The organism is Lysobacter terrestris (assembly GCF_014489475.1).
GTDB classification, from domain to species: Bacteria; Pseudomonadota; Gammaproteobacteria; order Xanthomonadales; family Xanthomonadaceae; genus Agrilutibacter; species Agrilutibacter terrestris.
The window spans coordinates 2,297,774-2,309,963 of sequence record NZ_CP060820.1; the positions used below are offsets into that span (position 1 = coordinate 2,297,774).

A 12,190-nucleotide genomic window follows, 5' to 3' on the forward strand; every position below is an offset into this window, starting at 1 on the left:
GGGGCGGGCAGGCAAATGTGCGCCCGGCCACGCAACGACGGCAGCGGCCCAAGGGTGCCACCGCCGCCTTCGCGAAATGTGCGAATTCGCACCCTTTTTTCCGCGTTTCCGTGGTTTCTTATGCGCCACGCCCGATGGACGGGAATTAGGGGAACCACATGCGCAAGATCCTGGTGGCACTGCCGTGCCTGCTTTTCAGCGGAGCCCTCCTGGCCAAGGAAGCCCCCGCCCTCGACGCGCGCCACAGCGCCGACAGCGTGCTGATGGCCGCGGCGCTCGACGCCAGCCATGGCAAGAATGATGCGGTCATCCGCATGGACGGCACGCTCGAAGCGGCCAATACCAAGAAGAAGCCGACCAAGGCGGCCCCCAAGCCCGCCGCTGCTCCGGCCGCACTGGCCCCCGACAGCAAGCGCTTCAACATGACCCAGGACGGCAAGAAGATGACTGCCGACGACTTCGATGCCTGGATGAAGAAGAACGGTTATCGCGTCGCCACCGGCGCACCGGCCAAGTCGCAGGCAGAAGAGCCGAAGAAAGGCACCAAGTAACCTTTCTCCAAGCGAACGCCTCGCGCCGGCAGTGGGAGCCGGGCGGGGCGTTTTTCTTTTTGCGCGCGGCGGTCGCGACGGACGCGCCGCGGTCTGGGCTCAGCCCTTGATCACGCCGAGCTCGCGGCCGATCTTGGTGAATGCCGCGATTGCGCGGTCCAGGTGCTCGCGCGTATGCGACGCGGAAATCTGCGTGCGGATGCGCGCTTGGCCCTGCGGCACGACCGGGAAGAAGAAGCCGATCGCGTAGATGCCTTCCTCCAGCAGCCGCGCGGCGAACTTCTGCGCCAGCGGCGCGTCGTACAGCATCACCGGCGAGATCGGGTGCACGCCCGGCTTCACGTCGAAACCGGTCGCGGTCATCTGTTCGCGGAAGTAGGCGGTGTTCGCGGCCAGCTGCTCGCGCAGGTCACCGGCAGCGGCGAGCATCTCGAAGGCCTTGATGCCGGCGGCCACCACGTGCGGCGGCAGCGAGTTGGAGAACAGGTACGGACGCGAGCGCTGGCGCAGCAGTTCGATCACTTCGCGCTTCGCAGTGGTGAAACCGCCCAGCGCACCGCCCATGGCCTTGCCCAGCGTGCCGGTGAAGATGTCGATCTTGTCCATCACGCCCTTCACTTCGGCGGAGCCGCGACCGGTCTTGCCGAGGAAGCCGGTGGCGTGGCATTCGTCGATGTGCACCAGCGCGCCGTACTTCCTCGCGAGCGCGGTGATCTCGTCGAGCGGGGCGATGAAGCCGTCCATCGAGAACACGCCGTCGGACGTGATCATGATCGTGCGCGCGCCGTCGGCCTTGGCCTGCTGCAGCTGCTTCTCCAGGTCGGCCATGTCGCAGTTGGCGTAGCGGTAACGCTTTGCCTTGCACAGGCGCACGCCGTCGATGATCGAGGCGTGGTTGAGCGCGTCGGAGATGATCGCGTCCTTCTCATCCAGCAGCGGCTCGAACAGGCCGCCGTTGGCGTCGAAGCACGCCGCGTACAGGATGGTGTCTTCGGTGCCGAAGAAACCGGCGATGGTCTTCTCGAGCTGCTTGTGCAGGTCCTGCGTGCCGCAGATGAAGCGCACCGAGGCCATGCCGAAGCCGTGCGTGTCGAGCGCATCCTTCGCGGCCGCGATCACGTCGGGATGGTCGGCGAGACCGAGGTAGTTGTTGGCGCAGAAGTTCAGCACCGTGCGGCCATCGGCGAGGGTGATCTCGGCCGACTGCGGCGAAGTGATGATGCGCTCGGACTTGAACAGGCCGGCGGCGCGGATTTCGTCGAGGGTTTCGGCGTAGCGTTGGGTGAGCGACATGGTTTGCCCTTGATGTCATTCCGAACGCAGTGGGGAACCTGCCGTTCGTCGGTGAAAGTGGAAAGCAGGTCCCTCGCTAGGCGCGGGATGACATGGCGTGCCGCGATGCCGGTTGAAGCAGATCCCTCGCGGTGCTCGGGATGACATCGCCGGTGGCGATATCAGTTCCAGCTCAGCACGACCTTGCCGGCCTTGCCCGATTCCATCAGCTCGAAGCCTTCCTGGAATTCATCGATCGGCAGCTGGTGGGTCAGCACCTTGCCGAGCGGGAAGCCGCCCATCACCAGCTGCGTCATCTTGTACCAGGTCTCGTACATGCGCCGGCCGTAGATGCCCTGGATGGTGAGGCCCTTGAAGATGATCTTGTCCCAGTCGGCGCCGGCGCCCTTGGGCATGATGCCGAGCATCGCGATCTTGCCGCCGTGGTACATGCAGTCGAGCATGTCGTTGAAGGCGCGCGGGTTGCCGCTCATTTCAAGGCCGACGTCGAAGCCCTCCATGTGCAGGTCCTTCATCACGTCCTTCAGCGACGTGTTGGCAACGTTGACCACGCGCGTCGCGCCCATGTCGGCGGCGAGCTTGAGGCGGTAGTCGTTGACGTCAGTGACGACGACATTGCGCGCGCCGATGTGCTTGCAGATGCCCGCGGCGATGATGCCGATCGGGCCGGCGCCGGTGATCAGCACGTCCTCGCCGACCACGTCGAATTCCAGCGCGCAGTGCGCGGCGTTGCCGTAGGGGTCGAAGAAGGCGGCGAGCTCCGACGGAATCTGGTCCGGGATCGGCCACAGGTTCGACGCTGGCATCACGATGTATTCGGCGAAGGCGCCGTTGCGGTTCACGCCGATACCGACGGTGTTCGGGCACAGGTGCTGGCGGCCGGCGCGGCAGTTGCGGCAGTGGCCGCAGACGATGTGGCCTTCGGCCGACACGCGCTGGCCGACCTTGTAGCCGGTGACGCCGGGGCCCATGTCGACCACGCGGCCGACGAATTCATGGCCGATCACCAGGCCCGGCTTGATCGTGCGCTGGCTCCACTCGTCCCACAGGTAGATGTGCAGGTCGGTGCCGCAGATCGCGGTCTTTTCCAGCTTGATCAGCACTTCGTTCGGGCCCGGCGTGGGCACCGGCACCTGTTCCATCCAGATGCCCTTGGTGGCTTCGCGCTTGACCAGCGCCTTCATCGTTTGCGACATGGGGATTGCCCTGCAGGGGAGCCGCTAGAGGGGCGGCGTGAGGGCCGAAATTATACGCCCGGCCCGCGCCGCGACCGGCTGCGCGGTTTGCCTGCCCGGGCGATTTGCCGCGACCCGGCGGCTTCGCCTATCGTCGCGGGCCGCCCGTAACGCACCTTGCCCCTCGATGCCGACCATTCGCCGCCGTCTGTTGGCCGTTTCCCTTGCGCTGCCGCTCGTGTTCAAAGCGACGGCGCGTGCCGACGAAGGCATGTGGATGCCGTCGCAGCTGCCCGACATCGCCCGGCAGATGAAGGCCGCCGGCTTCAAGGGCGATCCGCGCGACCTGGCCGAGCTGGCCAGGCCGCCGATGAATGCGATCGTCAAGGTCGGTGGCGCCAGCGGCGCGTTCGTCTCCAACGAAGGGCTGGTGCTGACCAACCACCACGTCGCGTTCGGCGTCGTCCAGTACAACAGCGGTAAGCAGTCTGACGGCAGCGAGCGCGACCTGATCAGGGACGGCTACATCGCCGCCGATCGCGGCGCCGAGCTGCCCGCCAATCCCGACTACCGCGTGCTGGTGACCACCGGCTTCGATCGCGTCACCGACCGCATCCTCGCCGAAGCGAAAGGCCAGCAGGGCCGCGCCTATTTCGATGCCGTCGACAGGGCGACCAAGGCCGTGGTCGCCGAATGCGAGCGCGAACCCGGCACGCGCTGCAGCGTCGCCAACATGTACTACGGCACCGACTTCTACCGGGTACGCCAGCTGGAACTGCGCGACGTGCGCCTGGTCTACGCGCCGCCGAACGACATCGGCAACTACGGCGGCGAAGTCGACAACTTCGTGTGGCCGCGCCACACCGGCGACTTCACCCTGCTGCGCGCCTACGTCGGCAAGGACGGCAAGCCGGCCGACTATTCGCCCGACAACGTGGCGTACGTGCCGCCGGCGCACCTGCAGGTGTCGACCGCGAACCTCAAGGAAGGCGACTACGCGATGCTCGCCGGTTATCCCGGCACCACCTTCCGCCATCGCATGGCCTCGGAATTCGCCAACCAGGTCGAATGGCAGCTGCCGTCGCGCGTGGCCCTGTACCAGCGCATGGTCGATGTCATCGAAGCCACGGCGGCGAAGGATGAAGCCGTGCGCGTCAGTTACGCCAACCAGGTGCGCAGCCTGAAGAACAGCCTGAAGCGCGCGCAGGGCGAGCTCGATGGCCTGCGCCGCAGCAACGCGGTGGTCGTGCGTCGCGACGACGAGACCGCGATGTATGCCTGGCTCGACCAGCAGTCCGATGTCGTCGCGACCAAGGCCGACATCGCCGCGGCCCAGGCCGTGCTCGACAAGGGCGTGGCGATGCGCGGGCGCGACCAGTTGCTGGGCGTGATCGTGAGCCAGACCCAGCTGCTGCGCTCGGCGGTGTCGCTGCAGCGACTCGCGTTCGAGCGCGCCAAGCCCGATGCCGAGCGCGAGGGCGGCTACCAGCAGCGCGACGAAGCGCTGGTCAGCGGCCAGCTCAGGCAGGTGCAGCGCCGCTATGCGATGGACGTGGAGAAGGCGCTGCTGGCCGAACTCGTCGGCCAGTACCAGGCCTTGCCGGCGGCGCAGCACGTGCCCGAGTTCGACGCGGTGTTCGGCAGCACGCCGGCGCAGTTGAAGGCGAAGCTCGATGCGCTGTATTCGGGCACGAAGCTCGGCGCGGAGAACGAACGCCTCGCCGCGATGCAGGCCGACCGCGCGGCCTTGTCGAATTCGAAGGACACGCTGTTGCAGGCCGCGGCCACGCTGCTGCCGGCGCTTCTGCGCCTGGAGGACGAGAGCAAGGCCAGCAATGGTGAACTGCTGCGCCTGCGTCCGGCCTACATGCGCGCGCTGATCGGCTACCGCAAGTCGCAGGGGCGCGCGGTGTATCCGGATGCGAACTCGACCCTGCGCGTGAGCTACGGCCGCGTCAGCGCGATGGATCCGCGCGACGGCGTGCGCTACCGCCCGCTGACCACGGTGCAGGGCATCGTCGAGAAGCACACCGGCAGCGAACCGTTCAACGCGCCGCAACCGCTGCTTGCGGCGATCGCCAAGGGCGACTTCGGCACCACCGCCGAGCCCAGTCTTAAGACCCAGACCGTCGACTTCCTCACCAACCTCGACACCACCGGTGGCAACTCCGGCTCGGCGGTGATGGACGCGCACGGCAAGCTGATCGGCCTGAATTTCGACAGCAACTGGGAAGCGGTGAGCGCGAGCTGGATGTTCGATCCGCGTTACAAGCGCGCCATCCACGTCGACATGCGCTACCTGCGGTGGCTGCTGGCCAAGGTGTACCCGGCGCCGCACCTGTTGCGGGAAATGCAGCTGCCGGCGGAATGAGTCGGTGAGTTCTGAAAGAAGACGAGCCGTGTCCGACACGGCGACGCAATGCAACGGGCGATGCCCAAGTGACCTGAAGGGGTGTAAGTGATGCGTCTCAATCTGTTGGCGGGTGCGGTAAGCATGGGTGTGGTCGCACTCGCGGCGTTCGGTAGCGTGCAGGCAGGCGAGGGTATGTGGGTGCCGCAGCAGTTGCCGGAAATCGCCGGGCCGCTGAAGAAGGCCGGCCTGAAGCTCGATCCGAAGCAGCTGGCCGATCTCACCGGCGATCCGATGGGTGCAGTGGTGTCGCTGGGCGGTTGCACCGCCAGCTTCGTGTCGCCGCAAGGCCTGGTGGTCACCAACCACCACTGCGCCTACGGCGCGATCCAGCTCAACTCGACGCCGGAAAACAACCTGATCAAGGACGGCTTCATCGCCGCCAACCCGGCCGGTGAAGTCTCGGCCGGTCCGAACGCGCGCATCTACGCGCTCGATTCGATCCGCGACGTCACCGCCGAAGCCAAGGCCGCGATCGCCAACGCGCCGACGCCGCTCGCGCGCACGCTCGCGCTCGACACCCTGGAGAAGCAGCTGATCGCCGATTGCGAAGCCGGTGGTGGTTACCGTTGCCGCCTCTACAGCTTCCTGGGTGGCAACACCTATCGCCTGTTCAAGAACATCGAGATCAAGGACGTGCGCCTGGTCTACGCGCCGCCCGGCGCGATCGGCAACTACGGTGGCGAAGTCGACAACTGGATGTGGCCGCGCCACACCGGCGACTTTTCCTTCTACCGCGCCTACGTCGGCAAGGACGGCAAGCCGGCCGCGTTCGCCGCCGACAACGTGCCGTACCAGCCCAAGCATTGGCTGAAGCTGGCGGACCAGCCGCTGGGTGCCGGCGACTTCGTGATGGTGGCCGGTTACCCGGGCCGCACGTCGCGCTACACGCTGGCCAGCGAATTCGACGACACCGCGGGCTGGACCTATCCGGTGGTCGGCGGCCACTACAAGCAGCTGGTCGCGATGGTGCTCGCCGCTGGCGAGAAGAATCCCGACATCGCCGTGAAGTACGCCAGCACCGTGCGCAGCTGGCAGAACGCGATGAAGAACTACGACGGCCAGCTCGCCGGCTTCAAGCGCATCGATGCCGCCAAGCAGAAGCACGACGAGGAAACGGCACTGCTCGGCTGGCTGCGCAAGCAGGGCCAGTCGGGGCAGGCCGCACTCACGGCGCACGACACCTTGATCGCATTGGGCGACACCGCGCGCGCCACGCGCGAGCGCGACCTGGTGTTCCGCCAGCTCAACGGCCAGGGCGTCGTCGGCAGCGCGGTCGACCTGTACCGCCTCGCGATCGAAAAGGCGAAGCCGGATGCCGAACGCGAGCAGGGCTACCAGCAGCGCGACATGCCGTCGTTCGAAGGCGGCCTCAAGCAGATGGAGCGTCGCTACCACCCGGAGATGGATCGCGAACTGCAGGCGTACTGGCTGCACGAGTACATCAAGCTGCCGGCGACGCAGCACGTCGCGGCCGTCGACACGTGGTTGGGCGGCAATGACGAAGCCGCCGTGCAGCGCGCGCTGGCGACGCTGGGCAAGAGCAGGCTCGGCAGCCTCGACGAGCGCATGAAGTGGTACGGCGCCGATCGCGCCGCGTTCGAGGCCAGCGACGATCCGGCCATCCGTTACGCGATCGCGGTGATGCCGACCCTGCTCAAGCTGGAGCAGGATGCGAAGACCCGCGCCGGCGAAGCGCTGGTCGCGCGCCCGGTGTTCCTGCAGGCGCTGGCCAACTACAAGCAGAGCCAGGGCGAGTTCGTCTATCCCGATGCCAATTCCTCGCTGCGCATCACCTTCGGCAACGTGATGGGTTACACCAAGAGCGACGGCAGCAAGCAGGCCGAATTCACCACGCTGGAACAGGTGGCCGCCAAGGCGACCGGCACCGAGCCGTTCGACGCGCCCAAGGCGCAGCTCGATGCGATCGCCGGCAAGCGCTACGGCGGCCTGCAGGACCAGCGCCTGGGCACGGTGCCGGTGAACTTCCTCTCCGACCTCGACATCACCGGCGGCAATTCCGGTTCGCCGGTGCTGGATGCGCACGGCAAGCTGGTCGGCCTGGCGTTCGACGGCAACTGGGAATCGGTGAGCAGCAACTGGGTGTTCGACCCGGTGATGACCCGCATGATCGCGGTCGATGCGCGCTACATGCGCTGGATCATGCAGGAAGCCTACGGCGCGCCGCAGCTGCTGTCCGAACTCGGCGTCGGCGGCAGCGTGAAGGCGACGCGTACGGCGAAGTAAGCGCGCGCTTCGCTGCAATGGAACGGGCCGGCATTTGCCGGCCCGTTTTTGTTTGTAGGGGTGCGTAGTCCGGGTAAGCGCAGCGACCCGGGGCAATTCGCGCCCCCGGATGTGACCTGCGGCCTTATCCGGGCTACGGGTTCAATCCAGCGCGTAATCGAAGGTGTAGGAATGCGCGCCGCCTTCGGCGATGTCGATTCGCAGGTTGCCGCGCAGTCCCGCGAGTTCATCCGTGCCGGTGTCGGGGACCACGCTCACCACCAGCGAAGCCTCACCGCGATCCAGCGTGCCGCTGTGCTGGAGCATGAAACTGCCGCGGCGGCCCTGCAGCGTGCCGGTCACGTGTTCGACCGCGACGTAGCCGGCCGAGCCCGAGGCCGGATTGCCGGCGCTGAGCATCTCCACCACGCTGGTCGCGTCCAGGTCGCCATGGAAGCGCTTCTCGAAGCGGATGCGGCCGAAGCTGGCCTCGCCGCCGGCATCGACGCTCTCCATGGCCGTGCGTTTCACGTCGAACGGGCCTTTGGCCTGCTGGCTCATGGGTTCGGGGATCCTTATGCGAAGGAAGCGGCATCGTACGCGTCCTCTGTATGCGCTTTCATGGGCTCGTTTCATAAGCAACCATTGCGAATCCGCGCCCGGCCTCTGCTAGGCTGTGCCCGTCGCGGATTCCCATGCCAGCCGGCCCCGTCTCCCGACCCGTGAGTAACACCGCGTCCACGCCTCGTGCGACGCACGCGTCCCGCAATGGTTCCATCGTTGCCCGACGCCGCAGGTTCCACACGTTGTGCCGGCTCGCAGGCTTTCCGCGCTCCCACCTCACTAGGAGCTTGCGATGAAAGTACTGGCCTGCGATGGCATCCACGAAGACGGTCTGGCCCTGTTCCGCGACGCGGGCTGGGACGTGCTGGTGGCCGCCGACCCCATTAAAGACCCCCAGGTCCTCGCCCTGGCCCTCGCCGATGTCGACGCCGTGCTGGTGCGCTCGGCCACCAAGGTGCCGGCCGAGGCGCTCGCCAATGCGCCCAACCTCAAGGTGATCGGCCGCGCCGGCGCCGGCGTGGACACCATCGACGTCGATGCCGCCACCGCCAAGGGCATCGCGGTGATGAACGCGCCCGATGGCAACACGCTCGCGGCGGCCGAACACGCGATCTCGCTGCTGTTCGCGCTGGCGCGGCACATTCCGCGCGCCGACGCCGGCATGAAGGCGGGCGAGTGGCCCAAGGCCGGCCTCACCGGCTTCGAGCTGGAAGGCAAGAAGCTCGGCGTGATCGGCCTGGGTCGCATCGGCGGCACCGTCGCGCGCAAGGCGCAGGGCATCGGCATGGAAGTCGCCGCGCACGATCCGTTCCTGCCGGCCTCGGTGGCGGGCAAGGGCAGCGTGCCGCTGAAGACGCTGGACGAACTGCTGGCCTGGGCCGACATCGTCACCCTGCACATCCCGCGCACCAAGGAAACCACCAACCTGCTCTCGGAAGAGCGCATGCGCGCGATGAAGAAGGGCGCGTACATCATCAACGCCGCGCGCGGTGGCCTGGTCGATGAAACCGCGCTGCTGCGCCTGCTCGACGAAGGCCAGATTGCCGGCGCCGCGCTCGACACCTTCGCCACCGAGCCGCTGCAGGGCGATTCGCCGCTGCGCAAGCACCCCAAGCTGATCCTCACCCCGCACCTGGGCGCCTCGACCAGCGAAGCGCAGCAGGCCGTGAGCACGATCCTCGCGCGCCAGATCATCGATTTCGCCGCCACCGGCGCGGTCGCCGGTTGCGTCAACCTGCCGCCGCTCACCGCCGAGGCCGCGCGTGAAGTCGGGCCGTGGATGCCGCTGATGACCTCGCTGGGCAAGCTCGCCTCGCGCCTGGTCGACGCGCCGACCAAGCTCACCGTCACCTACGCCGGCCGCACCGACGCGCTCGACACGCGCCCGCTCACGCGCCTGCTGGTCGCCGCGCTGCTCGGCACGCATTCCGGTCGCGTCACCCCGGTGAACGCGCTGCAGGAAGCCGCCGGGCGCGGCCTGGTCGTGGCCGAAACCGTGGGCGGCGACGGCGACGGTTTCGACCGCCTGCTGCGCATCCGCGTCGAAGGCGGCAAGAAGCCGCGCGAGATCGAGGCGACGCTGCATCGCGGCCCGCGCGTCGTGCGCCTCGATGGCGTCGAAATCGAGTTCGACCCGCAGGCGCACGTGCTGCTGCTGCGCAACGAGGACCGCCCCGGCATGATCGGCACGGTGGGTTCGCTGCTCGGCGCGGCGGGCATCAACATCGTCAACTTCGCCCTCGGCGCGGCCGGTGACGGCCAGGCGCGCGCGGCGATCACCGTCGACCAGCCGCTGGGCGAGAAGCAGCTCGATACGCTGCGCGCCACGCCCGGCGTGCTCTCGCTGCAGCAGGTGTAAGCATGAAAATCCTGCTCGCACGCCACGGCGAAACCCCGTGGAACGCCGAAGGCCGCTACCAGGGCCAGGAGGACATCGCGCTCTCGCCGATCGGCGAGGTGCAGGCGCGCGCGCTGGGCGAACGTCTGGCCGAAGTGCGCATCGATCGCGCCGTCGCTTCGCCACTGGTGCGCGCCGCGCGCACCGCGCAGTTCGCCCTCGGCGAAGAGCGCGCGGCGATGCTCACACTCGACGATGGCCTCAAGGAAATCGCGCACGGCACGTGGGAAGGCCTGCTTGCCGAGGAGATCCGCCAACGCGATCCCGACCTGATGCATGCATGGCGCCACGCCCCGCACGAAGTGCTGATGCCGCAGGGCGAATCGTTGCAGCACGTGCTCGATCGCGCCTGGCCCGCGTTCGCGCGCGCCTGCGACGGACTGGGGGTGCACCAGACGCTGCTGGTCGTCGCGCACGACGCGGTCAACCGCGTGCTGTTGTGCCGCATCCTCGGCGTGCCGCTCGCGAAGCTGTGGTCGTTCCGGCAGGCGCCGACGACGTTGAATCTTTTGGAGGGACCGGACGTCGATCACCTCGAGGTGGTGCGGCTCAACGATTGCAGCCATCACACGGCGTTGTTCGGGGAGGCGGTGCATCGGGCGTTGTGAACCCAAAGCCCCCTCATCCGCCCTTCGGGCACCTTCTCCCCGCGAGCGGGGAGAAGGACAATGCGCCCATGCCGAAAACGCTTCCCGAATGGCTCGACTACATCGAGCGCCAACACCCCAAGTCCATCGACATGGGCCTGGAGCGCGTGCGCGCAGTCGCCGCGCGCCTGGGCCTGAAGAAGCCGGCAAAGAAGGTCATCACCGTCGGCGGTACCAACGGCAAGGGTTCGACCGTCGCCTTCATCGAGGCGATCGCGCGTGCCGCGGGCTGGAAGGTCGGCGCCTACACCTCGCCGCACCTGCTCGCCTACAACGAGCGCGTGCGCATCGACGGCCTCGATGCCGATGACGCCGCGCTCGTCGCCGCATTCGCCGCGATCGAAGCCGCGCGCGGCGACACCCCGCTGACCTACTTCGAATACGGCACGCTCGCCGCGCTGTGGCTGTTCGCGCACAGCAAGCTCGACCTGGCGATCCTCGAAGTCGGCCTCGGCGGCCGCCTCGACGCCACCAACCTGGTCGATCCTGACGTCGCGGTGATCACCACCGTCGACCTCGACCACCAGGACTACCTCGGTGACGACATCGAGGCGATCGGTTTCGAGAAGGCCGGCATCGCCCGCGCCTGGAAGCCGCTGGTGCTGGGCGATGACGATCCGCCGGCCAGCGTGCTGCGCCACGCCTATGCCATCGGCGCCAACACGCTGCGCGCCGGTTGCGATTTCTTCTTCGACACCGCGGACGGCCCGGGCAACCGCTTCAGCCCCACCGATGCGACCCCGCCCGCGGCCGGTCACTGGACCTGGCGCGAGACCCGCCGCGCCTTGCAGGACCTGCCCCTGCCGCGGCTGGCCGCGCCGGCGCAGCTGCGCAATGCCGCCACCGCGATCGCCGCGCTGCGTGCGCTGGGCAAGGCGCTGCCGACAACCGCGGTGGCCGCAGGCGTGGCGCAGGCGCACATGCGCGGGCGCCTGCAGCGCTTCATGCGCAAGGACGTCGAAGTCGTCGTCGACGTCGGCCACAACCCGCAGGCGGCGCGCGAGCTGGCGCGCTGGCTGGCGACGGCGCCCACCACCGGGCGCACGCATGCGGTCTTCGCCGCGCTCGGCGACAAGGACGTGCGCGGCGTGGTCGAGGCACTGGCCGGGCGGATCGATGCCTGGCACCTGGCGGGCCTGGCCGAGCATGGACCGCGCGGTGTCGACGTCGACGCCTTCGCCGCGCGGCTCGCCGGCACCGCCGCGGGCGATGGTGCGCGCCATGCCACGGTGGAACGGGCGATCCATGCGGCGCTCGAGCAGGCCGCCGCGGGCGACCGGGTCCTGGTGTTCGGCTCGTTCCACACGGCCGCGGATGCGTTGGCAGGGCTCGAAGGCGCGCGCAGCTGACGCTCCGGCTTCGCGCGATCGTTCCGTACGCCAGCGAATGAATCCGGCTTCAGGCTGAGCGTATGCGCGGCAGTCTAT

Annotated in this window: 9 protein-coding genes; 6 read left to right on the forward strand and 3 right to left on the reverse strand. The window is 68.0% G+C overall.

Annotated elements, in window-relative coordinates:
* Positions 1 to 158: 158 nt before the first annotated feature.
* Positions 159 to 551, forward strand: coding sequence for a hypothetical protein (locus tag H8B22_RS10640; RefSeq protein ID WP_187711399.1), 393 nt, complete (start codon positions 159 to 161; stop codon positions 549 to 551).
* A gap of 99 nt (positions 552 to 650) precedes the next feature.
* On the opposite strand, the gene kbl is transcribed toward H8B22_RS10640, so the two are convergent.
* Both kbl and tdh read right to left on the reverse strand, forming a co-directional pair.
* Positions 651 to 1,844 (reverse strand): glycine C-acetyltransferase, encoded by a 1,194-nt coding sequence (gene kbl / locus H8B22_RS10645; protein ID WP_187711400.1) that lies wholly within the window; start codon positions 1,842 to 1,844, stop codon positions 651 to 653.
* Between the two features lie 161 nt (positions 1,845 to 2,005).
* Positions 2,006 to 3,040 (reverse strand): L-threonine 3-dehydrogenase, encoded by a 1,035-nt coding sequence (gene tdh, locus H8B22_RS10650; protein WP_187711401.1) that lies wholly within the window; start codon positions 3,038 to 3,040, stop codon positions 2,006 to 2,008.
* 166 nt (positions 3,041 to 3,206) lie between these two features.
* On the opposite strand from tdh, the gene H8B22_RS10655 reads away from it, so the two are divergent.
* Positions 3,207 to 5,390, forward strand: a complete 2,184-nt coding sequence (locus H8B22_RS10655) for a S46 family peptidase (protein WP_187711402.1) — start codon at positions 3,207 to 3,209, stop codon at positions 5,388 to 5,390.
* Between the two features lie 90 nt (positions 5,391 to 5,480).
* Positions 5,481 to 7,676: a S46 family peptidase gene (locus tag H8B22_RS10660; protein WP_187711403.1), complete on the forward strand. Its 2,196-nt coding sequence runs from the start codon at positions 5,481 to 5,483 to the stop codon at positions 7,674 to 7,676.
* Between the two features lie 141 nt (positions 7,677 to 7,817).
* Here the strand turns inward: H8B22_RS10660 and H8B22_RS10665 are convergent, their stop codons facing one another.
* Entirely contained in the window at positions 7,818 to 8,216 is a 399-nt protein-coding gene (locus H8B22_RS10665) for a DUF3224 domain-containing protein (protein ID WP_187711404.1), read from the reverse strand.
* A 295-nt stretch (positions 8,217 to 8,511) separates the two neighbouring features.
* Here H8B22_RS10665 and serA point away from each other — a divergent pair, with 295 nt between their 5' ends.
* From serA to folC, 3 genes are all read left to right on the forward strand, one after another.
* Positions 8,512 to 10,077, forward strand: coding sequence for a phosphoglycerate dehydrogenase (gene serA, locus H8B22_RS10670; protein WP_187711405.1), 1,566 nt, complete (start codon positions 8,512 to 8,514; stop codon positions 10,075 to 10,077).
* Positions 10,078 to 10,079: 2 nt separating this feature from the next.
* On the forward strand, positions 10,080 to 10,724 hold the full coding sequence (locus tag H8B22_RS10675) for a histidine phosphatase family protein (RefSeq protein WP_187711406.1): 645 nt from the start codon (positions 10,080 to 10,082) through the stop codon (positions 10,722 to 10,724).
* 68 nt (positions 10,725 to 10,792) lie between these two features.
* A complete protein-coding gene (gene folC, locus H8B22_RS10680; RefSeq protein ID WP_187711407.1) occupies positions 10,793 to 12,112 on the forward strand; it encodes a bifunctional tetrahydrofolate synthase/dihydrofolate synthase in 1,320 nt (439 codons plus the stop codon).
* The last annotated feature ends 78 nt before the right edge of the window (positions 12,113 to 12,190 follow it).